General features: G+C 46.9%; 21 protein-coding genes, 1 pseudogene and 1 riboswitch. Of the genes and pseudogenes, 14 read left to right on the forward strand and 8 right to left on the reverse strand.

From position 1 onward, the window contains the following. Positions 1-3: 3 nt before the first annotated feature. Positions 4-1,059, reverse strand: a complete 1,056-nt coding sequence (locus KNO96_RS09425) for an NAD(P)/FAD-dependent oxidoreductase (RefSeq protein WP_214699325.1) — start codon at positions 1,057-1,059, stop codon at positions 4-6. A 101-nt stretch (positions 1,060-1,160) separates the two neighbouring features. Between KNO96_RS09425 and KNO96_RS09430 the strand changes: the two genes are divergently transcribed. Further along, positions 1,161-1,394, forward strand: a complete 234-nt coding sequence (locus KNO96_RS09430; RefSeq protein ID WP_483297374.1) for a YuzB family protein — start codon at positions 1,161-1,163, stop codon at positions 1,392-1,394. A gap of 203 nt (positions 1,395-1,597) precedes the next feature. Further along, on the forward strand, positions 1,598-2,809 hold the full coding sequence (locus KNO96_RS09435) for a NupC/NupG family nucleoside CNT transporter (RefSeq protein ID WP_214703458.1): 1,212 nt from the start codon (positions 1,598-1,600) through the stop codon (positions 2,807-2,809). 37 nt (positions 2,810-2,846) lie between these two features. Here the strand turns inward: KNO96_RS09435 and KNO96_RS09440 are convergent, their stop codons facing one another. Beyond that, the gene (locus tag KNO96_RS09440; RefSeq protein WP_251125093.1) at positions 2,847-3,422 is read right to left on the reverse strand and encodes a nucleotidyltransferase family protein; all 576 of its coding nucleotides are present in this window, start codon (positions 3,420-3,422) and stop codon (positions 2,847-2,849) included. Between the two features lie 65 nt (positions 3,423-3,487). Further along, the gene (locus tag KNO96_RS09445; RefSeq protein ID WP_214703459.1) at positions 3,488-4,075 is read right to left on the reverse strand and encodes an ECF transporter S component; all 588 of its coding nucleotides are present in this window, start codon (positions 4,073-4,075) and stop codon (positions 3,488-3,490) included. Between the two features lie 163 nt (positions 4,076-4,238). Then, positions 4,239-4,381, reverse strand: a riboswitch (FMN riboswitch). 97 nt (positions 4,382-4,478) lie between these two features. Here KNO96_RS09445 and KNO96_RS09450 point away from each other — a divergent pair. Together KNO96_RS09450 and KNO96_RS09455 are read left to right on the forward strand one after the other, a co-directional pair. After that, positions 4,479-4,835 (forward strand): HesB/IscA family protein, encoded by a 357-nt coding sequence (locus tag KNO96_RS09450; protein ID WP_026825509.1) that lies wholly within the window; start codon positions 4,479-4,481, stop codon positions 4,833-4,835. A 111-nt stretch (positions 4,836-4,946) separates the two neighbouring features. Then, positions 4,947-5,801, forward strand: coding sequence for an NAD-dependent epimerase/dehydratase family protein (locus KNO96_RS09455; RefSeq protein WP_214703460.1), 855 nt, complete (start codon positions 4,947-4,949; stop codon positions 5,799-5,801). Positions 5,802-5,840: 39 nt separating this feature from the next. Here the strand turns inward: KNO96_RS09455 and KNO96_RS09460 are convergent, their stop codons facing one another. Then, entirely contained in the window at positions 5,841-6,818 is a 978-nt protein-coding gene (locus KNO96_RS09460) for an NAD(P)/FAD-dependent oxidoreductase (RefSeq protein ID WP_026825511.1), read from the reverse strand. A 264-nt stretch (positions 6,819-7,082) separates the two neighbouring features. Here KNO96_RS09460 and KNO96_RS09465 point away from each other — a divergent pair, with 264 nt between their 5' ends. The 6 genes and pseudogenes from KNO96_RS09465 to KNO96_RS09490 all read left to right on the forward strand — a co-directional run bounded on the left by KNO96_RS09465 (position 7,083) and on the right by KNO96_RS09490 (position 14,550). After that, positions 7,083-8,294, forward strand: a complete 1,212-nt coding sequence (locus tag KNO96_RS09465; RefSeq protein ID WP_214699311.1) for an NAD(P)/FAD-dependent oxidoreductase — start codon at positions 7,083-7,085, stop codon at positions 8,292-8,294. Positions 8,295-8,422: 128 nt separating this feature from the next. Further along, entirely contained in the window at positions 8,423-8,740 is a 318-nt protein-coding gene (locus KNO96_RS09470) for a YuiB family protein (RefSeq protein ID WP_026825513.1), read from the forward strand. A gap of 104 nt (positions 8,741-8,844) precedes the next feature. Next, positions 8,845-9,690 (forward strand): glucose PTS transporter transcription antiterminator GlcT, encoded by an 846-nt coding sequence (gene glcT / locus KNO96_RS09475; RefSeq protein ID WP_026825514.1) that lies wholly within the window; start codon positions 8,845-8,847, stop codon positions 9,688-9,690. Between the two features lie 220 nt (positions 9,691-9,910). After that, a pseudogene (ptsG, locus tag KNO96_RS09480) lies at positions 9,911-11,410 on the forward strand (glucose-specific PTS transporter subunit IIBC); the annotation flags it as partial. Between the two features lie 137 nt (positions 11,411-11,547). Then, a complete protein-coding gene (gene ptsG / locus KNO96_RS09485) occupies positions 11,548-13,587 on the forward strand; it encodes a glucose-specific PTS transporter subunit IIBC (protein WP_214703461.1) in 2,040 nt (679 codons plus the stop codon). Between the two features lie 129 nt (positions 13,588-13,716). Further along, on the forward strand, positions 13,717-14,550 hold the full coding sequence (locus KNO96_RS09490; RefSeq protein ID WP_214703462.1) for an aldo/keto reductase: 834 nt from the start codon (positions 13,717-13,719) through the stop codon (positions 14,548-14,550). 52 nt (positions 14,551-14,602) lie between these two features. On the opposite strand, the gene ptsP is transcribed toward KNO96_RS09490, so the two are convergent. Then, positions 14,603-16,321 (reverse strand): phosphoenolpyruvate--protein phosphotransferase, encoded by a 1,719-nt coding sequence (ptsP, locus tag KNO96_RS09495; protein WP_214703463.1) that lies wholly within the window; start codon positions 16,319-16,321, stop codon positions 14,603-14,605. Between the two features lie 326 nt (positions 16,322-16,647). Here ptsP and KNO96_RS09500 point away from each other — a divergent pair, with 326 nt between their 5' ends. Next, complete coding sequence (locus tag KNO96_RS09500; RefSeq protein ID WP_214703464.1) at positions 16,648-18,090, forward strand: leucyl aminopeptidase; 1,443 nt, start codon at positions 16,648-16,650, stop codon at positions 18,088-18,090. Between the two features lie 132 nt (positions 18,091-18,222). Then, positions 18,223-18,882, forward strand: coding sequence for a DUF429 domain-containing protein (locus KNO96_RS09505; protein WP_214703465.1), 660 nt, complete (start codon positions 18,223-18,225; stop codon positions 18,880-18,882). A gap of 10 nt (positions 18,883-18,892) precedes the next feature. On the opposite strand, the gene ytvI is transcribed toward KNO96_RS09505, so the two are convergent. Further along, a complete protein-coding gene (gene ytvI / locus KNO96_RS09510; protein WP_214703466.1) occupies positions 18,893-20,026 on the reverse strand; it encodes a sporulation integral membrane protein YtvI in 1,134 nt (377 codons plus the stop codon). Positions 20,027-20,105: 79 nt separating this feature from the next. Between ytvI and KNO96_RS09515 the strand changes: the two genes are divergently transcribed. Together KNO96_RS09515 and KNO96_RS09520 are read left to right on the forward strand one after the other, a co-directional pair. After that, positions 20,106-20,888, forward strand: coding sequence for a MazG nucleotide pyrophosphohydrolase domain-containing protein (locus KNO96_RS09515; RefSeq protein ID WP_214703467.1), 783 nt, complete (start codon positions 20,106-20,108; stop codon positions 20,886-20,888). Between the two features lie 126 nt (positions 20,889-21,014). Then, positions 21,015-22,928 carry an N-acetylmuramoyl-L-alanine amidase family protein gene (locus KNO96_RS09520; RefSeq protein WP_214703468.1) on the forward strand — a complete coding sequence of 638 codons (1,914 nt, stop codon included), beginning with the start codon at positions 21,015-21,017 and terminating at the stop codon, positions 22,926-22,928. 107 nt (positions 22,929-23,035) lie between these two features. On the opposite strand, the gene KNO96_RS09525 is transcribed toward KNO96_RS09520, so the two are convergent. Next, positions 23,036-24,076: a ribonucleotide-diphosphate reductase subunit beta gene (locus KNO96_RS09525; RefSeq protein ID WP_026825523.1), complete on the reverse strand. Its 1,041-nt coding sequence runs from the start codon at positions 24,074-24,076 to the stop codon at positions 23,036-23,038. Continuing rightward, positions 24,033-24,539 (reverse strand): flavodoxin domain-containing protein, encoded by a 507-nt coding sequence (locus tag KNO96_RS09530; RefSeq protein ID WP_214703469.1) that lies wholly within the window; start codon positions 24,537-24,539, stop codon positions 24,033-24,035. Before KNO96_RS09530 ends, KNO96_RS09525 begins: the two co-directional genes overlap by 44 nt. Positions 24,540-24,589: the final 50 nt, after the last annotated feature.

The raw sequence follows: 24,589 nt of genomic DNA on the forward strand, positions 1-24,589 counted from the left end.
TGTTTATTTGATGACTTTATGTTTCCAAAGAATGCCGGACTTCAATAGACGGGCAACTTTACCGGTAAGTGATTGTTTCCCCATAAACACCCCAAAGCCAGCCTTCTTCCCGAGGGAGCCGAGCGTCCCTTTCAGTTTGATGTCTGGTAACTCCGGATAGGCAACGCCTTTCCATTTACAGAGAAGGATTTGAACGATTTGTTCTGCCTGGGCTTCCGCGAGTTGTCCGGACGGTGCGTAAGGCAAACTTGCATTGTCACCAACGATGAAGACGTCCGGCAAACCGGGAACGAAGTGGTGTTCCGTCAATTTGACACGCCCGCCCCCATCGAGCTCCCAACCTTGATTACGTACCACAGCGACCGGTTGAATCCCGGCCGTCCATACGGTCAAGTCAGACGGGAACAAGTCTTCATGGTTCCATAAGCCATCGGCATCGACGCGTGTGATATTCGCATTGTTGACGACTTCAACGCCATGTTCTTCAAACCAAGACTGGACATACATCGAGACCCGATTCGATAAGAACGATAGCACTGATGGACCTCGGTCGAACAAACGGACCGTCAAATCGGGTCGGCTCTCACGAAGTTCGCTGGCGAGTTCGACACCGGACAGTCCTGCCCCAACGACAGAGACGACCGAGCCAGGTCGCAAGCCGTTGATTGCTTGTTGCGTTTTACGTGACTCTTCAAGTGTTTGAATGCTATACGTGAACTCCGCTGCCCCTTGAACGTTGTGATACTTGTCCTCACAACCTAATCCGATGACGAGGTCATCATACGGCACTTTTTCTCCACTTGCGAGCAGAACCATTTTGTCTTCGGTATCGATGTCCGTGACTTGTCCGTATATGTAGTCAATTTCTTCTGGAAAGTCGATACGAATATCTCGATCTGAGACCGTTCCTGCGGCTAGCGCATAATACTCTGTTTTCAATCCATGATAAGGTAAGCGGTCGACGAGCGTGACCGAGATGTCTTGTAATTGATGCCCAAGAACTCTTTCGATGACACGCATTCCCCCGTAACCGCCACCTAAGACGACTAATTTGCGCATAATAATCCCCCTTTGTTACTCTTCAACTGTATCATGTTATAATCTGCCGTAGAAGAACCATTTTCCGATAATTCACGTAAAGAAAGACGGTGACATATATGATGAATCCAATCATTGAGTTTTGTGCCTCGAATTTAGCGATGGGCTCACAAGTGGCACGTGCAAAATTGGAATCCGACCCTGATCTTGATGTGGTTGAATACGGCTGCACAGGCTACTGTGGTGTCTGTTCGCTTGATTTATTCTGCCTTGTCGACGGAGAAGTCGTGACTGGTGGGACACCGGACGAGTTGGTATCGAAGGTGTATGAAAAAATAGAAGAGATGGCTTGGTAAAAAGTTTGGGGGAATGGCCTCAAACTTTTTTATTTCACCCGTTGCATTTTAAAAAGAGGGATGGTATATTCTAAGAGGTTCGAATGTAGGTTGTCTGACGTTTAACAACGGTAAAAAGAAAGCGTTTCAAACGGTAGGGCACATCTCTTTTCGGGTATGACACATATAATCGCTTTGTTTAATATGAAAGGAGCACAACATCAATGAAAATCATGAGTGTGGTTGGTATTTTGGCACTAATTGCAATCGCTTACATCTTCTCTACCAACCGTAAAGCCATCAAATGGCGTACTGTCCTTGCTGCATTTGCAGTCCAGTTCACTTTCGCTTTCCTCGTATTGTATTCAGCTTGGGGGCGTGCGGCACTTGCTTGGATCTCTGGAGGAGTTCAAGCGGTATTGAATACAGCAAACGAAGGGATTAGCTTCGTCTTCGGTACAGCTGTAGGGGAAGGGAACTTTGTATTCGCTTTCCAAGTCTTGACAATCATCGTGTTCATGTCATCATTAATCGCATTGCTTTACTACCTTGGCGTCATGCAATGGGTCATCCGTATTCTTGGTACGGCACTTTCGAAAGCACTCGGGACATCACGTAAAGAGTCACTTTCAGCAACGGCGAACATCTTCGTCGGTCAAACGGAAGCACCGCTTGTTATCAAGCCTTATCTTCCAACAATGACACAGTCTGAGCTCTTCGCGGTCATGGTCGGTGGTCTTGCATCGGTTGCCGGATCTGTTCTTGCTGGTTACGCAGCGCTTGGTGTACCGCTTGAGTACTTGCTAGCAGCGAGTTTCATGGCAGCGCCAGCCGGTCTATTGTTTGCTAAAATCATCGTTCCTGAGTCTGAGGAAGCCGATGATGACATCGAAATCGTTGAAGACGAAGAGAATAAAGCAGCAAACTTTGTCGATGCGGCTGCACGAGGGGCATCTGATGGTCTCTTCCTTGCATTGAACGTTGGTGCGATGCTTCTTGCATTCGTCTCATTGATTGCACTCGTTAACTTAATCCTCGGATCAGTTGGTGGTCTTTTCGGATTTGACGGATTGTCATTACAGTTGATTCTTGGTTATGTCTTTGCGCCACTTGCTTTCGTCATCGGTGTACCGTGGGCAGATGCTGTACAATTCGGTAGCTTCCTTGGCCAAAAATTAGTCTTGAACGAATTTGTCGCATTCTCTGAATTTGCACCAATCATCGGTTCAGGTGATTTGTCAGCTCGTACAGAAGCGATGATCGCATTCGCACTTTGTGGTTTCGCAAACATCTCATCACTCGCAATCCTTCTCGGTGGTCTTGGTGGTATGGCACCAAACCGTCGTGGAGATATCGCACGCATGGGTGTTCTCGCGATTCTCGCAGGTACGCTTGCAAACTTGATGTCAGCTACTTTGGCTGGACTTCTTCTCTAATCGGTATAAAAAAAGCGATCACTTCGGTGGTCGCTTTTTAGTATGCAGATGATTGGTGAAGTGTGATGTTCGGCCATTGGGTGCGCCAGTTTTTTTGTTTTAGTCGCTTCAAATAGATCGGATGGTTTGAAGAGTTTGCTTCAAAGAACGGTGTTGGCTTCACTTGTAGACTGAGCAAATCTTGAATCCCATATGGCGCGGCAAGGATGAGCTCGTCATTTGAATCGAGTCTCACCCCAACTGCTGTCACGGTCTCGGGGAAGTGTGCAAGTGCATCGGTCGATGAAGTGTACGGTGGGAGATGGTTCACATGATGCATTCTTGCTTGGTTTTTGACTGACCAAGGTACGCCTGGGTTCAGTTGATACAACGTCCGCTCTAATTTTTTCTCGATGGATTCTTCCGGATGAATCGGGTCGAAATAAATCACATCCACGTCATCCGTCTCTGTCGGTGTATCGTATCCGTGAAGATGGTCCCACACTTTCGCGCGAATATAACCCGCGCAAATCAACCAATCCGGTAGATTGAGGGTGGCGACAGTATGGAGATGCTGCATGAGTTCTGAATCTTGCTGAAAAAAATGAATCAAATTCTGTTCGTCAGTCATCATTGAGTGCCCTCCCTAAATTTCGGTTAAAAAAGCACCTAGGCAAAGCCTAGATGCTCGTATATCGATTATGCTAGAAGTTGGACGCGTTGACGTTCGATCCACGGCTTCAATTTCATGAAAAGAGGGACGAAGAGCGCGCTGATTAAGATCGCTTTAATCAAGTTGAACGGTAAAATCCCGTAAAGGACGAGGTCCGTTTTCACTGCCGGGTCTGCCATGTCTGCCATTCCGAAAAAGAACGCATAGGCGGGCAAGATGACAAGATAGTTTAAAATGGCGAGGCTAAGTGCCATCGTAATTGTTCCGGCGAGTAAGCCAGAAGCGAGTGCTTTGTTCGTCTTACGTTTGTGGTAGAACCAAGCAACTGGGTACATGAAGGCCACACCTGCGAAGAAGTTTGCGACTTCTCCGACTGGTACACCGCCACCGTTAAAGACGTAGTACAAGACGTTTTTCAATCCGACGACCACGACACCTGCGAGTGGGGAAAAGACGATTCCGGCAATGAGTGCGGGAATGTCACTAAAGTCCACTTTGAGGAATGGCGGTAAGAATGGGAGCGGGAAGTTGAATAGCATGAGTACGAACGAAATCGTCCCGAGCATCGCCAACGTCACCATTGTAGTCAGTCGTTTATTGCGCGTAGTTTTCATCAGAATCTCTCCTTTAGGTCGCTCCTCGATGAATGGCACCCGTCGCATATAAAAACCCGATTGCAATGAAGACAATCGGGAGAGTTTACGCGCATACGAAATAGATGTTTTCCGAGGTGGAAGAGTCCACGTCAAAGAAAACATCCGGATATCGGTCGGATGCCGCCATCTTCTCCCATCCAGACTATACTGTCGGCTTTCGAATCTCACGAAATCAGCAAGCAACGCCTTGCTCGCTCACGGGCTGAGAAGAATCAATTCTTCAATACCGCCGGTCGGGAATTTCACCCTGCCCCGAAGATGGAACGATTTAATTTTTTTTGTTACAGTTTAGTTATACAAGAAAATGCACAAAACTACAAGTCAATTGACTTGAAATGAAGATATATGAGGAGGAGTTCAAATGATTCATTTAACAGAGTCAGCCGCACTTCAAGTGCAAGAGATGATGAAACAGGCCGAACGCCCGGAAGCGCAATACTTGCGAGTAAAAGTACAAGGTGGTGGATGTACGGGACTATCTTACGGGATGGGCTTTGACGAGGAAAAAACGGACAAAGATGTTCAATTCGATCATCACGGCGTCCGCGTCATCGTCGCTGAAGCAGACCATGGAGTCGTCGACGGACTCGAGATTGACTACAAGCAGTCGATGCTCGGTGGGGGCTTCACGATTAAAAACCCGAATGCCATCGCAACATGTGGCTGCGGGTCGAGTTTCCGGACGGCGACGAATGCCGGGACACCAGGAGATTGCTAACTAGTTTAGACTATGGAACGCCATAGTCTTTTTTTGTGCGATTCGAGCAGTTACGGAACGGCAGGGAAAGGGAATGTAGGAAAGAGAATCGTATCAAAGGGGGCTAGGGTGATGAGGAAAGTATTGATTTTTGGAGGATCACGCTATTTCGGGAAACGGCTCGCGCTGCGACTTGCTGAAGCGGGGGACGATGTGACGATTGTGACGAGGGGCCAACTGCAAGTACCAGAAGCCGAAGGGATTCGGTCCGTCAAAGGAGATCGTCAATCGGTGGCGACATTGAAAGACTTAGCACGTGAACGGTACGATCTCGTCTACGACAATATTTGTTTTACACCGTATCAGGCGAAGATTGCATCAGATGCGTTCATGGGAAAGGACGGGAAATACGTACTGACGTCAACGATGTCGGTGTATGCACCGGGGCCTGATTTAAATGAAAGTGATTTTAATCCACTTCATTATGAATATCACTTAGACGCGGAACACGATTATGGACAAGGGAAACGAGAAGCTGAATCGTTTCTCTTCCATCGCGCCTCGTTCCCGGTGGTGACGGTACGCCTACCCATCGTTTTAGGTCCGGATGACTATACGGATCGACTCAAATTTTATGTAGATGCGATCCGAAACGAAGAACCGGTCGTTCTGCATCACCCGGAAGCGAGGATGGGATTCATCTCGAGCGCGGAAGCAGCAGGCTTTTTGGAATGGGTAGGACGTGCAAACGTCACTGGTCCATTCAATGCAGCGAGTGATGGCCTTATTTCCATAGGAGCGTTGATGGAACGAATTGGTCAACACGTCGGAAAACCCGTTCAAATTATAAAAGACGGAGAGTCTTCCCCGTATGATTCGGATGTCGACTATTATATGTCGATTGCCGAAGCGAAGAAGGCGGGCTATGTGTTCACACAACTCGATGATTGGATCGACCGAGTCATTCTCCAGACAATGCGGAAATGAAAAAAATCCTCTGTGGGCATATCCACAGAGGATTTAACATTATTTCCCGGCAAATACAGACGTCGAGTGTTGTGGATGACGAGCGGTCGGGTCCACAAGTTGCTTCACTTGGTTGATGGCAATTGGGGCTTCACCGAAACCGGTCGCGATCAATTTCACTTTTCCTTCGTATGTGGCGATATCACCGCAAGCGAAGATGCCGGCTACGGTCGTCTCCATGCGCGAGTCGACACGGATCGTGTTTTTTTCGAACTCCATTCCCCAGTTCTTGATTGGACCTAGCGATGAAACGAATCCGTAGTTACAAATCAAATCATCGATTTCAACGATTTTTGACTCGCCGTTCTTATCAGTCAATTCGACAGATTCGATGTGCGTATCACCTGACAATGACTCGATGTTGTATGGTGTGAGGACGTTAATCGTCGAAGCTTTCATCTGTTCGACCGTATGCTCGTGGGCGCGGAAGCGATCACGGCGGTGAACGATGTGTACTTCTTTCGCGATGCCTTCGAGCATGAGTGCCCAGTCAACAGCTGAGTCGCCACCACCGGCAATCATGACACGACGGTCACGGAATTTTTCCATATTGTCAACGAAGTAATGAAGGTTGGCGTAATCTTCACAGCCATCGAGACCGAGTGGACGAGCGGAGAAAGCACCGTTTCCGGCTGTGATGATGATAGCTTTTGTATGATACTCTTCTTTATTTGTCGTCAAAATGAATGTCCCGTCCTCGAGACGCTCCACCGTTTCAACGGTTTCACCGAGGCGGTAATCTTGTTCGAATTGGTCAGCTTGTGCTTTCAATTGATCGATTAAGTCCTGTGCTTTCACTTTTGGAAAACCAGCAATATCATAAATATATTTTTCAGGATAGAGCGTTGACAATTGTCCCCCGAGTTGCGGTAAGCTTTCAATCAACGTCGTATCGAGTTGGCGCATGCCTGCATAAAATGCGGTGAACAGTCCGATCGGACCACCACCGATGATGATTACATCTTTTGTCGTCTTCATCGAATTCCTCCTCAAAGCGTATACAGTTATTATAGAGAGTTTATTGAATTAAATCCATTCAGTACAAACATGCAACATTTTTAAAAAAAATTCAAGAAGGGGAGCTTTTTCATTGAGAATTCAAATTAAAGAGCGTACAATGAAGCAGAAGCAATTGTGAACAGACGTTGAACAAGAATAGGCTTTATTGTGAACATCTATGTGAAGAAACACACAACATGGTTGTTCGAAAAAACAAAACTTTTAAACAAGGTGGAAATGAACATGAAACGACCTAACATTGTTATTCTTGGTGCAGGATTTGGCGGACTCATTACAGCCGTCAACCTTCAAAAGACACTCGCTGCAGGAGATGCGAACATCACGCTAATCAACAAACATGATTATCACTACCAAACGACTTGGCTTCACGAACCGGCAGCTGGAACGATGAACCCAGACCAAGCGCGCGTCTACATTAATGATATCGTGAACCCATCACGTGTGAAATTTGTCAAAGGAATCGTCGATCGCGTCGATACTGCTGGAAAACAAGTGATGCTTGAAGACGGTTCGGTCGTCGAATATGACTACGTTGTCTTTGGTCTTGGTGGTGTGCCTGAGACATTTGGTATCCCAGGTCTTAAAGAACATGCGATGACTATCAGTTCATTGAACAGTGTTCGTAAAATTAAAGAACATATCGAGTACTCATTCGCTCAATATAAAACAAACGGTTCTTCTGACAATTCGTTCGTCACAATCGTTGTTGGTGGTGCTGGCTTCACAGGAATCGAATTCCTTGGTGAAATCGTCAACCGAATTCCTGAACTCTGCAAGCAATATGACGTACCACGCGAAGCGGTCCGCATTGTCAACATTGAAGCAGCACCGACGGTTCTTCCAGGATTCGACCCTGAACTCACGACATATGCGCAGAAATGGTTGGAGCGTAACGGTGTCGAGATGAAACTCGGTAACGGAATCAAAGGTGTTGAGCCAGGCATCGTCACATTCGGCCCGCTTAAAGGTGAGACGACAGAAACGATTAAGGCTAACACAATCATCTGGACAGGTGGTGTAAGCGGTAGCCCAATCATCGAAAAATCAGGATTTGAAGCAGTCCGTAATCGTGTCATGGTCGAAGCGGATAACCGTGCACCAGGTCACGATAACGTCTTCATCATCGGTGACTGCTCGGCGGTCATGGACCCGGCATCAAACCGTCCATATCCACCGACGGCGCAAATTGCGACACAACAAGCTCACAACGTTGCGAAAAACATCGCGGCACTCATTAATGGCAAATCGACATCGAAGTTCACTTACGAGAGTAAAGGAACAGTTGCTTCGCTCGGACACAACGATGGTATCGGGATCGTGATGGGCAAAAAGATCTTCGGTCGCAACGCGTCATTCATGAAGAAAGTCATCGACAACAAACACTTCATCGAATTGAAAAAATACGGACTCGTCCTCAAAAAAGGGAAGTTCTAATCCTAAATGATGTATGGCTCGTTCTGAAAGTGGAACGAGCCGTTTTCTTTAGAAATCTTCACATGAAGTTCTTTGACCACATGAGTTGAAATTTTGTATAATGAAGAGCGGACAAGGGGGAACAACAGATGCATATAATTCAGGCGGTCATTGGGGCCGTTTTGTATATGACGATTTTTTTCAGTATCGGCTTCATCTTGAATATGTTACTCAAAAAAACATGGACACTTGTGTTCATTTATCCAATTTTCGTCATCATGATGATTGATAATGTCAAACTTTCAAGTTACGTGACCGAGACATCTACCGCGCTTACGAGTGTCTATCAGGGACTCGTCGGGTTGCAACTTCTCGATTTGTTCATGCTTGGCTTTGGATTGCTCGGTGCAATCTTGGCTGGTGTGACGATTCGTTTCTTACGAAAGAGCGGTTATTCAATGTTTTAATTGGCGACAGAAATGTTCGCCTTTTTTGTTTTGTCCCTACTTTTTTAGGGCATGAACCGATATACTAGATAGCGAAACGATTTTTAGTAAGGGATGCGATGCGAATGACATTACCGATGTATACGATCAAAAAAGTGTTGAATAATAGCGTTGTCATTTGTCAACATGATACGGATCCGGAAGTCATTCTGCTCGGGAAGGGGATTGGCTTTGGTAAAAAACCTGGCGATGTCGTCGACCCGGCCAGCGTCCCGGAGAAAGTGTATCAGTTGACGGACAAAGAAGAACAGTCGCAATATCAAGAACTTGTTAAACATGTCGATGAGGACTTTATTGCGTTCATGCAAGAAATTGTCGGATTTATTGAAACGAGCACGGGCAAGAAAGTGGATGAGCATATTCATATCGGCTTGACCGACCACTTATTCTTTACGATGAAGCGAATCGAGCAAGGGATGGAAGTGACGAACCCGTTTTTACTTGAAACGGAATCTCTTTACCCAAATGAGTATGCGCTCGCGGAGCGAATCGTCGATATGTTCCACGAACGATTGAACGTATTATTGCCTGATGCGGAAACTGGATTTATCGCGCTGCATATCCATTCAGCAACGACATTTAAAAACGTCCTGGAAGTCAACCGACACAACCAGATTATTGGACAAATCGTAAAGACGATTGAGAGTCGTTTGAACGTGAAAATGGACCGTTCCTCACTGGATTATAAGCGCTTACTTCGGCACTTAAGGTATGCTGTTGAGCGGGTTGCGACCGGTGAGATGGTCGAAGCCCCACAAAAAATTGAAAAGGTGTTGCGCGACGAATATCCGCTATGCTATAGTACTGCTTGGGAGCTGATGGGCATCATGGAACGCGAATTAAAGCGTCCCGTCCCACGAGGTGAAGCGACATATTTGACGATGCATCTCCAGCGCCTTACAAGTAGATAAATGATACCACGTGTCTTACGTGTTACTGATTCGATCAGGCATGAGTAAGGAGTGGAACGTTATGTGATTTCTCCATTGGGGGAGGTCTACGTTCTATCCTTATTCATGCCTTTTCTATTTTTATAAACGTGATTTATGAAAACGTTTAGATACGTCGGTTGTCTGACATCTACATCGCTATCATTTGTTTATATGTACTTACAAAAAGGAGGAAATGTTGATGTTTAAGCAGATCTTTGGTGTTCTTCAAAAAGTCGGTAAAGCACTTATGCTTCCTGTTGCGATCTTGCCGGCTGCCGGTCTTCTTCTTGCATTCGGTAACGCAATGCAAAACCCGCAACTTACGACACGTGCCGAGTGGTTAACAAACGATGGCATCGTGAAATTCGCTCAATTGATGGAGCAAGCAGGTGGAGTCATCTTCTCGAACTTGGCACTCTTGTTCGCAGTCGGTGTCGCCATCGGTTTAGCAGGTGACGGGGTTGCCGGACTTGCAGCAATCGTTGGATTCTTGATCATGAACAAAGTCATGGGTGTTTGGCTCGAACTCACACCTGAAGTGTTAGCTCAAGGTGACCCATCGTACGCGAACGTACTCGGTATCCCGACACTTCAAACAGGGGTATTCGGAGGAATCATCATGGGTCTCATCGCCGCATGGGCCTATAACAAGTACTTCAATATCGAATTGCCACAATTCCTTGGTTTCTTCGCTGGTAAACGTTTCGTTCCAATCGTAACGGCAGTTGCAGCAGTTGTCGCTGGTTTCGTTATGCTCTTGATCTGGCCACCAGTACAAAACGGATTGAACACATTCTCGAACTTCATGTTAACTGAGAACCGCACATTCGCGGCGTTCATCTTCGGTTTGATCGAACGTTCATTGATTCCGTTCGGTCTTCACCACATCTTCTACTCACCGTTCTGGTTTGAATTCGGTTCATACACGGATGCGGCGGGCAACATCGTACGTGGTGACCAAGCGATCTTCTTCGCACAAATTCGTGACGGTGCTGAATTGACAGCAGGTACGTTCATGACTGGTAAATTCCCGTTCATGATGTTCGGTCTTCCTGCAGCAGCACTCGCAATGTACCATGAAGCACGTCCTGAGCGTAAAGCGGTTGTCGGTGGTCTCTTGGCTTCTGCTGCCCTTACATCGTTCTTGACTGGTATCACAGAACCAATCGAGTTCTCATTCTTGTTCGTAGCACCACTTCTCTTCGCAGTACACGCAGTATTCGCAGGGCTTTCGTTCATGACGATGCACCTCTTGAACGTTAAGATCGGGATGACGTTCTCAGGTGGTTTGATTGACTTCTTGCTCTTCGGTGTTCTTCCAGGTCGTACGGCTTGGTGGCTCGTCATTCCAGTCGGTCTCGTGTTCGCGGTTGTTTACTACTTCGGATTCCGTTTCGTTATCCGTAAGTTCAACCTTAAAACACCTGGTCGTGAAGATGAGGTTGTTGAACAATCAACAGCTACTGGTTCGGAACTTGCACAAGATATCCTTTTAGGTCTTGGTGGCTCACAAAACATCAAGCACCTCGATGCATGCATCACACGTCTTCGTGTCGAAGTAAAAGATAAAGAACAAGTTAACAAAGATGAGTTGAAACGTCTTGGCGCATCTGGTGTCCTTGAAGTGGGTAACAACATTCAAGCAATCTTCGGACCACGTTCGGATGCATTGAAATCAGAGATCCAAGCGGTCATCGCTTCAGGTAACGAAAAGAAAGCTAACTAATGCTTCACCTAGACCAATCCTACGGGGTTGGTCTTTTTCTTTTTTATGAAACGGTTTCATCCAAAGGTCAGAGGGAAAAAGTAAGTATTCTGACAAAGGAGGGAACCATGATGTGGAAGAAAGTATTTGGTGTCTTACAACGAGTCGGGAAAGCACTCATGCTTCCGGTTGCAATCTTACCGGCAGCCGGTCTTCTCTTGGCGTTTGGTACCGCATTCCAAAACCCGGACCTCGTTGAATTACTCCCGTTTCTGGCAAATGATTCACTTGTCCTGATTTGGCAAGTCATGACAGATGCCGGGGACATCGTCTTTGCGAACTTAGGGTTACTGTTTGCCGTCGGGGTCGCAATCGGTCTTGCGAACGGGGACGGGGTTGCTGGCCTAGCAGCGATTGTCGGTTATCTGATTATGAACAAGGTTATTAGCACGTGGAACGGTATTACCGCGGAAATCGCCCAAGGCGACCCGCAGTACGCGTCTGTTCTCGGTATCCCGACACTCCAAATGGGGGTATTCGGGGGTATTATCGCCGGTCTTGTCGCAGCCTACGCGTACAACAAATATTTCAACATCAAGTTGCCGGATTTTTTAGGGTTCTTTGCTGGGAAGCGGTTCGTTCCGATTGCGACAGCCGCATTCAGTTTGATTATCGGGATTGCGCTTGCGTATATATGGCCACCGATTGGGAATGCGATTAACAACTTCTCAAGCACGGTTATCGAGGCAAACGTTGCCTTATCAGCATTCATCTTTGGGTTAGTAGAACGTTCCTTGATTCCGTTCGGTCTTCACCACATCTGGTATTCTCCGTTTTGGTTCCAATTTGGAGAATATACGAATCAGGCCGGCGATCTCGTACAAGGGGACCAACGGATCTTCTTCGCGCAACTGCGCGACGGGGTCGAGTTCACAGCCGGTACATACATGACCGGGAAGTTTCCGTTCATGATGTTCGGCCTACCTGCTGCCTGTCTCGCCATGTTCCATACGGTTCCGAAAGAACGTCGGAAAGACGTAGAAGGACTCTACTTCTCAGCTGCCCTCACGTCATTCTTGACAGGAATCACAGAACCGGTCGAGTTCTCATTCGTCTTCGTCGCACCACTTCTCTTCGGAATTCACGCTGTCTTTGCAGGACTTTCCTTTATGACGATGCATCTACTGAACGTCAAAATTGGGATGACCTTCTCGGGCGGACTCATTGACTATCTTCTCTTTGGTGTCTTGCCGAATCGGACGGCCTGGTGGCTCGTCATTCCGGTCGGTCTCGTCTTTGCGGTCATCTATTACTTCGGATTCCGTTTCGCCATTACGAAGTTTGACCTGAAAATCCCTGGACGTGACGTTCAGACCGGCGCGAAAGGGGACAAAGCAGGCATTGGGGATGACTTGCCGTATGAAGTACTCGTCGGACTCGGAGGACCTGAAAATATCAAACACTTGGATGCTTGTATCACACGACTTCGGGTCACCGTAAACGACGTGAAACAAGTCGACAAAGACCTCCTGAAAACTCTCGGTGCTGCCGGTGTGCTTGAGGTAGGAGATAACATTCAAGCCATCTTTGGACCGAAGTCGGATACGCTCAAATCACAAATCGCAACCATCATCGAAGGTGGCGAATATAAACCGAAAGAGAAAGTAGAAAAAGCGGTCATCACGCCGGAAGCGGCCGAACAGGCAGACCATCGCTTCTTAGCTCCGATGTCGGGTGTGTTGCTCTCACTCGATGATGTGCCGGACCAAGTCTTCTCCGGTCGCATGATGGGAGAAGGGTTTGCGATTGAACCAAGCTCAGGACAGGTCGTTTCGCCGGTGACAGGTCAAATCACGACATTCTTCCCGACGAAACATGCGATTGGCATCTTGGCTGACGATGGGCGTGAACTATTGATTCATGTCGGTCTCGATACGGTCAATCTGAAAGGGGAAGGATTCACTGCGAAAGTGGAAGAAGGTGCACGAGTTGAAGCGGGAGACGTGCTTCTCGAAGTCGATCTTGGTGCGATTCGAGATAAAGTGCCGTCACTCATCACACCGATCATTTGGACGAACGGAGACGGTAAAGTCGTAATGGTTCCGTTCGGTGAAACCGTCGTCGCTGGTGAAGCGCTCGATTTTAGAGCCGACGACAAAGGACCAGAATAACGCATCATTCGAGCCACTCCAGAGAGAAATGGAGTGGCTTTTTTGAGTAGTTACCTCAATGTGCCTTATTCCAGAGAATGAGAGTCTCCATTATAGTAAAGGAGAATTCTCACGAAAGAAGGGGTACAGATGGAGCAAGCGATTCAACTTAATCACGGACAAAAAGCGATTCCGGCCATTGGGCTCGGCGTATTCAAAGTAGAAGATGGAGGCGCAGTCATCGATGCAGTCGTCGAGGCGATTCGCCAAGGATACCGACATATCGATACGGCAGCCGTTTACGAGAACGAAGAAGGTGTCGGAATCGGAATTCGGAAAGGGATGGAAATCGCAAATATTTCCCGGGATGAGTTGTTCATCACATCGAAACTATGGAACGCCGATCAGGGTTATGATTCTGCCATCGCCGCGTATGAAGCTTCACTCGAACGTCTTGGATTAGAAAGACTTGATTTATATTTGATTCACTGGCCAGTCGAAGACAAAATGATCGAGAGCTGGCGTGCCCTTGAGACATTATATCGAGAGGGACGTGTCGGAGCAGTCGGAGTGAGTAACTTCCAGATTCACCACCTCGAGACACTTGTGGCGAACAGTGATCTCGTTCCAGCTGTGAACCAAGTCGAGCGGCATCCGTTGCTTCGTCAATCCGAATTGGCAACGTACATGAATGAACATGGAATCGTACCGGTCGCTTGGGCGCCGCTTATGCAAGGTGGATTGTTCGAAGAGCCGACTTTACTGGAAGTCGCGAAAGAAGTGGAGCGTTCTGTCGCTCAAGTGATTTTACGCTGGCATCTACAGACGGGATGGGTCATCATTCCGAAATCGATTAAACCGCATCGAATCGAAGAAAACTTCAGCTTGTATGACTTTGAGCTGAGCGAAGAGCAAATGAATCGTATCGATACGCTCGATCGACATAAGCGTGTCGGTCCGGACCCGGACGATTTCGATTTCTAAATAAGTATGCAAAAAAGTCCTTCTCTCGCGCTTGAGAGAAGGACTTTTGACGTTATTTTTTGATGTCAAACTTTTCGCTAAGGAAGTTCACGACTTCTTCAGCTGTGTCCATATTGAGGACTTCGTTGACGATTGATTCTGTTTCTGTCTTCGTCAAGCGCTTCACGAGGCTACGTGCACGAAGGACGCTTGAAGCTGACATTGAGAATTCATCGAGTCCAAGACCGAGAAGGATTGGAATCGCGAGTTCTTCTCCAGCCATCTCGCCACACATTCCGACCCATTTGCCGGCTTTATGTGCTTCCGTGATGACGTTGTGGAGGAGGTTCAAGATGGCAGGGTTGAACGGTTGGTACAAGTAAGAAACTTTTTCGTTCATGCGGTCAGCCGCCATCGTGTATTGAATCAAGTCGTTCGTACCGACTGAGAAGAAGTCGACTTCTTTTGCGAATTGCTTCGCCATGACAGCCGTCGATGGGATCTCGACCATCATTCCTGTTTCATATTGACCGACTTCGATTCCTTCTTCTTTCAACTTCGCTTCTTCTTCAAGGAGAAGGGCTTTCGCTGCGCGGAACTCTTCGAGTGTCGCAATCATCGGGAACATGATGGCGAGGTTACCGTGAGCCGATGCGCGGAGAAGGGCGCGAAGTTGCGTCCGGAACAAGTCTGTTTCCTCAAGGCAAAGGCGAATCGCACGATAGCCGAGGAATGGGTTCATCTCTTTTGGTAGGTCAAGGTATGACAACTCTTTATCTCCACCGATGTCGAGTGTACGGATGACGACCTGCTTGCCTTCCATCCCTTCAATAACCGTTTTATATGCCGTGTATTGTTCTTCTTCTGTCGGGAACGTTTCAGAGTCCATATATAAGAACTCGGTACGGTAAAGCCCGATTGCGTCCGAACCGTTTTTCAAGACGCCCTCTAAGTCGTTCGGTGTCCCGATGTTCGCTGCAAGCTTCACTTTATGGCCGTCCGCTGTAATAGACTCTTCGTTGACGAGTTGCTTCAACTCTTCTTTGTAAGCCTCGAAGTCAGCACGTTTGCCTTCATACTCTTTGACGAGGTCTTCTGAAGGGTTGACGAACACGTCACCTTCCGTCCCGTCGATGATGACGAGGTCACCATTTTTGATTTCTTCAAGAGCCACTTTCGTCCCAACGACTGCTGGAATTTCGAGTGAACGTGACATGATGGCAGAGTGAGATGTGCGTCCACCGATGTTTGTCGCAAATCCTCTGACGTACTTACGGTTAAGTTGTGCCGTATCTGAAGGCGTCAAGTCTTCGGCGATGATGATGACTTCCTCTGAAATCGAAGCAGGTGTCACGAATGTCACCCCAAGAATATGAGCCATGACACGTTTTGTCACGTCACGAACGTCAGCTGCACGTTCGCGCATGTACTCGTTATCCATCGATTCGAAAATCATGATCATCGTTTGTGCGACTTCGTCAAGCGCTTTCGCAGCGTTCATGTTTTCGCTTTCAATTTTCTCGTTCACTTGCGATACGATTTCTGGGTCCTCAACAATTAAAAGGTGAGCTGAGAAAATCTCGGCTTTGTCTGGACCAAGTTCACGAAGCGTATGTTCGCGGATTTGTTCAAGCTCAGTTTTAGACTGTGCGATTGCATCTTGGAAACGTGCCTTTTCAGCAGTGACATCTTCAATCTTGTGTGATGGGATATCGAATGAAGGTGTCTCCATGACGAATGCTTTTGCAACTGCAATCCCTGCAGATGCACCAATACCTTTAATGTGTGACATAAGCGTAGTCCCTCTTTTCAAAGAAATAGTGTACTTTCCTGTCTCGTTACTTCATACCCGAAAAGAAAAAAGAACTAACGAGAACATAGAAAGTTAAAGTAGCAACGGTCTACGACTAGGGGAAGCCTCGACCAGTCAAATTGGCCTCACTTCAGGATGAAGAGAAGCCCGATTGCGTACTTTCTTATCCTATCATAAAATAAAACAACGTCACAACGAGGAGATAGCCCATGAATTCGAAGATTTCTTGACTCTTGCGCATACTATTTCATTATTTTGGAGAAGTTCGTTATGCTTACCATATATTATAGAAGGGAAGTGGCAACATGTATCAAATTGCCCAATTAAATTGGACAGATTCATATGAGACGATGGTCGTCGGAATCGGCGCGGCTGATTCAATCGATAAAGGACTCGACACATTGTTCGGAGGACGCGTCAAAGCGCTCATTCAGTCAGGAGACCTGTCAACAAAAACGGGAGAAGTGACATTGCTGCCGACATTCGCTGGCGAAACGGCACGAGTCTTGTTTGTCGGACTTGGTCAGCGGAACGACATGACAACAGAGAACGTTCGGAACTGGTTTGGGAAAGTGGCGAAAGTCATAAAGGGTCGTGGGTTTAAAAACGTTGCGGTAGCACTCGAAACGTTTACAGATGGTGCGACACGTATGTTCACAGAAGCGTATGAGATGGCGACGTATGAACATCCTACATACAAATCTGAGCCGAAACAAGCGGTTGAAGAGCCGACGATCACACTCCTTGGTGACGTGGATCAAAAGGACATCGATGCCGGTGTCGCCTATGGAAAAGGGGTCAACGTTGCACGCGAGTTAACGATGATGCCAGCCAATATTTTGACAGCGGAGACACTGGCGGATTACGCGATCGAGTTAGCGAAACGACATGATTTCAAATACCGCATCCTTGAAAAAGAAGAGATGGAATCCCTCGGCATGGGCGCATTGCTCGCAGTTAACCAAGGTTCGACGATTCCACCGAAATTGATTGTAATCGAGTATCGCGGTGCGGATGAAGAAGCTCCGATCGCCGTTGTCGGGAAGGGTGTCACGTTTGATACGGGCGGCTATTCAATCAAGCCGAAGGATGGCATCGTCGGGATGAAGGGGGACATGGGTGGTGCAGCTACCGTCCTCGGATTATTCGAGACCCTTGGATTGACGCGACCAAAACGTAACGTGATCGGAATTATCGGTGCGACGGACAACATGATTTCAGGTGATGCGTTCAAACCGGATGATGTGATTACAGCGATGAACGGAAAGACGATCGAAGTATTGAACACCGATGCAGAAGGACGTCTCGTCTTAGCGGATGCTGTCACATTTGCCAAAACGTACGAACCGACGGCCATCATCGATGTGGCTACGTTGACAGGCGGTGTCCTTGTCGCACTCGGTACGGACGTGACGGGATGTCTGACGAACGATGATACGCTCTATCGTTCACTTGAAACGGCGAGTCACGAAACGAATGAGCTTGTATGGCAAATGCCATATTTTGATGTCTTTATCGACAAGGTGAGAAAATCGGAAGTTGCCGATTTGAACAACTCACCAGGTCGTTTCGGACATATGATTTTTGGTGGCGCGTTTGTCGGTGAGTTTGTCGGAGATACACCGTGGCTACATCTCGATATTGCGGGAACGAGCGAACGTGCGGCAGCGAATGACCTCGGTCCGAAGGGGCCGACTGGTGTCATGGTTCGGACACTCGCACGGATGATTGAATCGTGGGAGCGGTAAGAGCAGGTATATTAATCGGTTTGGCGATTCTGTGTGGCTTTTGCTACACGGTCTGGCCGAACCGTATTTGGTTAGGGAGCACAATGTTTCTCGCCGTATTTGGCGTGTTGATGATGTTACAGGAGGTACGACATGGTAGGAGTAGGGATTGATGGTGCACGTGGCGGCTGGGTACGGATCACATACGACAGCATCTCACTTTGTTTAACGATTTCGGAAACGATAGAGGAACTACTGATCGACGGTGCCATGCATTTTGTAGATATGCCGAAAGATCTAGGGACGGTCGACCATCCAAGTCGCGAATGCGATGCGTGGATGCGGAGCCGACTCAGTCAACGAAAGTCGTCCGTCTTCACCCCGCCGATTCAAGAGGTGTTGCATGAAGCGACGTATGAGGAAGCAAACGAAAGAAGTCGGGCGTTGGTTGGTAAAGGGATTAGTAAACAAGCTTGGCATCTCGTTCCGCGTATCCGTGAGTTTCAACGCGTGGAAGCAGAGAACGTCTACGAGTCGCATCCGGAAGTCTGTTTTTCGGTCATGTTGGGACAAGAGGCGTCACATCGGAAAAAGACGAGCGAGGGTCAGGAAGAGAGAATCGAGTTGCTTCGGAAGTATTCCAAAAGCTCTCCTTGGAAATGGAAGATGTCGAACGTGCAAGTGGATGATATTATCGATGCCTGCATTCTAGCAGTAGCGGCGTACGAAGCCGGGACAAGCGGTCTTTTGCTACATCCAAGTAAAACAGATGAGCCCAATGTGGCTGTACCTCAAATGAAAAAAGAGCGATGAAATCAACATTTCATCGCTCTTTTGCTGTCGTCGTAGGCGGTCCAACGATGAACCGCCACATATAATGAAACACTTTGGCGTTGTATAGCGCCTTTAAGAGAACGGCAAGCACGGGTCCGACGATGAAACCTAATACACCGAATAGCTTCAAACCGACAAAAATTGAGATGAGTGCGGCCAGTGGGTTCAAGCCAATATGGGAGCCGACAATCTTCGGTTCAGCCAAGTTGCGTTGGGCGATAACGACGATATACAACACAATCAACCCGATTGAAACAAACCAGTCCCCTGACACAGCGGCATAGGCTGCCCATGGAATAAGCAACGTCCCGACCCCTAAATATGGTAACAGGTCAAAGAACCCTGCAAGTAGAGCGAAGGAAAGGGGGTTGTCGATACGAAGGATGAACATGCCGACAAGTACGATTCCGAACGTGATAGAAATAAGAGTGAATTGAGCTCGTACATAGCCAAAAAGGGCGGATTTAAGATTGATCATCACTTCCTCAAATTCTTTAAAACCTTTACGTTTATTCAAACGATTAAGTGAATCGATATATGATGGCCAATCTTTTGTGATGAAGAACCAAGCGAGAACAATGACGACAACGAGTAGTAAGACGAGCGGGAGGGCAGCTAACATGCTCTGTAGGACACTTGCGACTCCTCGTGAGAGAACGCCGATCGCAGCAGCGAGTTGGACGCCGAGTTCCGTGATTCCACCTTCTAAAGATGTCGTCTGCCCGGGGTTTAGCTGTTGATAGCTCTCGTACGCATCATTGACGAGCGGCGCTATTTTCTCATTGAATACCCGTTGGATGAATTCGGTGAACGTCTCGATTTGTTCAGGGAGTCTCTCTGCAGCAATTGTTGCGTAGTGAATCAATTGAATGATAACAATGGTAATGATACCGACGACGATGCTGAGCACGATGACTAAGGAAATGAGTGTACCGAGTGCGCGTGGCATATTTGTTTTTCGTTCAAAAAAATTGACGAGCGGGACGGTCATCAAGGATAAGAGAAGGGCAAATACGAAAGGATACGTATATTCAAAAAGTATGTTCAATACCCAGGTGAACATAAATAAACCAATCACAACGAGTACGAATCGAAGCAATTGCCAAAGTCTTGCCGATGACATATAAAACCCACCCTTTCCGGACAACTGAATTGAGCATAGTATATCATGTAAGCGGTAAATAAAGCAGAAAGATAGGTGAATGAGCGTGAGAGAAGTTCAACAAAAAATTGATGAGATGATTCTTCATTTAGGTGGTTATTGGAGACCTTTATCCGGTCTGGCAAGATTGTTAGAAGAAGTGGGAGAAGTGGGAGGAGCATTGCGAAGAGGTGCGATGGATGAATTAAAAGAAGAGTTGCTCGATGTCCTTGTCATCTCGACGTGTCTGGCGAATCAATATGCGATTCAACTCCGACAACCGGAAGCGAACACTGAAGGAGAGACGCAAGAACAGCTTTATTTTCAAATCGTTGAAGAAGCGGGCGAAGTGGCTCGAATTTTGAACGCTTATGAAGGAGATAAGAAGCTGAAACCGAACCGGCATGGACAGTCGCTTCAACGCCACATCGAGCAATTGCAATGTGCCGTTTTATCAATCGGTACATTGAGTAACCTCCATTTGTTCGATTCACTGTTCGACCTGATCGAAGAAAAATCGAATCGTGACTTTGGTCGCTTCGATCATACACCGGACCCCATCACGGAAGCATCCGTTCGTACTTATATGAGGCACCAATCAGGTCGCTACTGGGGTGGAATTCCGGTTCAATCATTTGAACGGTTCGACCGATATATAGAACGAGAACATCATATAGAGCGTTTCTATCGAATCGCTTCAATTGAAGGATTAGATGGATTTGTGATTCATCAAAAACGAGATGGACTCATTCGAGTCGAGGATTTTCTTGTTACAGACGGGTTCATGATAACAGTAGAAGACTATGAATCGGAGCGGTTTTTAGTCATTCGGCCGATTCAATAAAAACATTTACCTTTTTATCAAAAACATTCATCTTTTTTTCAAATATTTACTTTTTTTAAAAAAGCATTATGCTAATATGTAATTGTTGTTAGTAGGAAATGCCGCAATGAGAAAGGAATATTTTGGATGAAAATGAAACTATTGAAAGTTGCCCTCATCTTAACGGTTCTATTGTTCGGGATGCAACTTCCGTCTGTCGAAGCTGCTACTTACGATGGAGAAACGACTGTCAATTTGAACATTCGTACGAAACCTAGTCTAAGTGGAACGGTAGTGAAAACATTACCGAGAGGCACGAAAGTAGAGTATGGTACGTATAATCAATCTTGGCATAAAGTGTATGTAAACAATCGTACATATTACGCCTCGGCCCAGTACATTCGTAAACTTTCATCCACCTCAAATTCGTTGACGACCCAGTCGACAACGTCTACCGGTGTGACTACTGCGAACTTAAACATCCGCGTCACGTCCCATCGATCAGCGACGATTGTGACCACGCTTAAGAAAGGGACGGAAGTGAAGTACGCTGTTCACAATTCGTCTTGGGCAAAGGTTTATTTAAATGGTAAGACGTACTATGCCGCAAAAGCCTATATCGCACCAAAACTCACAGAGTCGAATGTCGAACGGGTGGACGGCTATACAAATCGTGATTTGAAGTTATTCTCTGAACGAAACCAGCGTTCGAAAGTGCAGAAAGTCCTTCCGAAAAACACGGCTGTCGTCTCGAGTAAATATAACTCGAGCTGGTCGATTGTCTATCTTGGAAATGAAACCTATTACACACCGACTTGGGGAATCACACCAGGCGAATTGGATACAGGTGTGGAGAAGAAAGACGGATATGCGAATCGTGATTTGAAATTATTCTCTGAACGAAACCAACGTTCGAAAGTTCAGAAAGTCCTTCCATTAAACACGGCTGTCGTCTCGAGCAAATATAATTCGAGCTGGTCGATCGTCTATCTTGGAAATGAAACATATTACACACCGACTGCTTGGATCTCTACATCGAAAACGCCAACGGAACCACCGACGTCAACGGAGCCGAATGACGGACACACACAAGGGTATGCGAACCGAACGGTCAACTTGTTCGGAAAAACGCACCAGAGTTCACCTATCCAGCTCGTTCTTCCAAAGTATACGGCCGTCTCCTATAAGGCGTACAACTCGAGTTGGTCGACGGTTCATATCGGCTCGAAAGTATACTACACAGCGAGTTCGTGGTTGACGAAAGGGAAAGCCCCTGCAGCACCGGAAGCTGCACCGAAAGGGACGGTATACATCAACACACCGGGCGATGTATTGAATGTGCGCTCGAAAGCAAGTCTTGATTCGAACGTGGTTGGTCAGCTCAAGCACACTACAGCTGTTTCTCACTATGGAACAGTGAACGGGTTCCATAAAATCAAATATAACGGACAAGATGCCTATATTTCTTCAGGTTTCGTTATGACAACAAAACCAAGTACATCTACTGGGACTGTCATCATTCTCGATCCTGGACATGGTGGGAAAGACCCTGGAGCACTAAATGGTTCTTTGTATGAAAAAACGATTGTTCTTGATGTCACAAAGCGTGTCGAGGCATATCTTCGTTCGAAATACGATTACAATGTGCGACTCACACGCTCAACAGATCTCTATTTGACACTTGGTGAACGCGTAGCTGCAGCTAAATCATTACGCGGTGACTTATTCGTCAGCATGCACGTCAACGCAGCGGGTTCTTCTGCCGCCAAAGGTTTAGAGACGTTCTATTCTTCACAGTCTGCGCATAGTTCTCGGAGTCGTGTACTTGCATCAAACATTCAAAGTAACTTGGCAAATAAGATGAGCGGAATGTCTAACCGAGGGGTAAAGACGGCGAACTATTACGTGATTACGTATAATACGATGCCATCTGCACTCGTCGAATTAGGATTCATCTCTTCGCCGACAGACTTAACTTACCTTCGCAGTAATACTTCTCGTCAGCGTATGGCAGAAGGTGTGGCTGAAGGAATTGCTAAATATGTTCAAACATACTATTGACTTAACGGCCTCAGAATTTAACGTCTGGGGCTTTTTTGTTCACGCTCGGATGTTGCACTAATTCATGACGTCAAAAAACCGAACCTTTGGAAGGTTCGGTTCGCTTTTTATAAATCATCAAATCCGTTCGCGTCTGTCACTTTCGCATAAGAACGTGACTTCTGTTCGAAGAAGTCAGATTTTGTCGCATTGAGCGAGTCGTCTGAATAGGCACGGATCCATGGCATGACATCTTCGTCAAATCCTTCATACAAGTCGTTTAGGCCGATGACGCGTAAGCGCTTGTTCGCCAAGTATTTGACGTAATCACGCATTTCACTGACGTCGAGTCCGTCGAGGTCGCGGAGAACATATTCACACCATTCGATCTCGAGGTCGACCGCTTCTGCCATCGTGTCGTATACGAATTGACTGAACTGTCCGTCTGCATCAATCTTAGGATTTTCTGTCAATACGGCACGTAAGAGCTGACTGATGAAGTATGAATGTTGCATCTCGTCACGTTGGATGTAACTGATCATCGTCGATGTACCGACCATCTTTTGGTGACGAGCGAGATTATAGAAATAAGCGAAGCCTGAGTAGAAGTTGATTCCTTCTAGGATGACGGATGCGACGAGTGATTTCGCGAAGTTCTCTGCATTAGGCGTTTCACGGAAATCTTCGTATAGGTCCAAAATAAATTGGTTTCGTTTCATGACCATTTCGTCATCTTTAGCGATGTCGAAGATGCGATTTTGTTCAGCTAGTGGCACGAGACTTGATAAGACATAGCTATACGATTGGTTGTGTACGACTTCTTGTTGCGCAATGACCGCAAGCACTGCGTGAACCGAAGAGTCGGATGAGAACATCGAAGACTCGAGGATATAACGTGTCTGGACCGAGTCGAGAATCGATAACAGTCCGATGATTCGTTTGAATGCATCCTGTTCACGTTCGGTCAGCTGCGACCATTGTTGCATGTCTTTCGACATCGAGATCTCATCGGGAATCCAAAAGTTGGATAGCAACTGTTTGTAAATCGTATAGAACTGAGGATACGCGATGTCGTTCCAGTTGACGATTGAGCTCGTTTCACCACCGATGATGGCAGTTGCCCGGTTAGGATGTTTGGGCGACAATAATTTGATTTTCTGAATCGACATGGTGCATTACTCCTTCTTCTACATGGTGAGCCATTCGTTCTGCCCAATGTTGGACGTTGTATGGTTGGTTACGTGGTGACTGCTCGATTTTGAGTAGTTCACCGGCAAGCGGAATTCCGTATTTCGAAAGGTGGTACGCCATCTCATCGACCGCACGACAGAAGTGAACAAACATCTTGTCACCCGTTCCGAATACCGCTGCTTGCCGAATCGGCACATTTAATTCTTTCAACACGAGACGGAACGTGTCTTTCATTTCCTCTGGTAAGACGCCATCTGCCCATGTATAAGAACCAAAATAGACGAGATCGAATGTAGCGAGGGACTGAGCTTCACGATAACCGACTCGATCGGCATCATAGCGGACGATCGAGTCGCCACGGTGATGATGTGTCGCTTCGATGAGCGTTGCCACTTCTTCCGTGTTTCCACTCATCGAGTGACAAATGATTGCGATGTTCATATGGTGGACCACCTTTCATAAAAACGGACTAACTTCGTGATAATGAGACT

The sequence above is a fragment of the Exiguobacterium sp. s89 genome, from assembly GCF_018617735.1.
Classification (GTDB): Bacteria; Bacillota; Bacilli; order Exiguobacteriales; family Exiguobacteriaceae; genus Exiguobacterium; species Exiguobacterium marinum.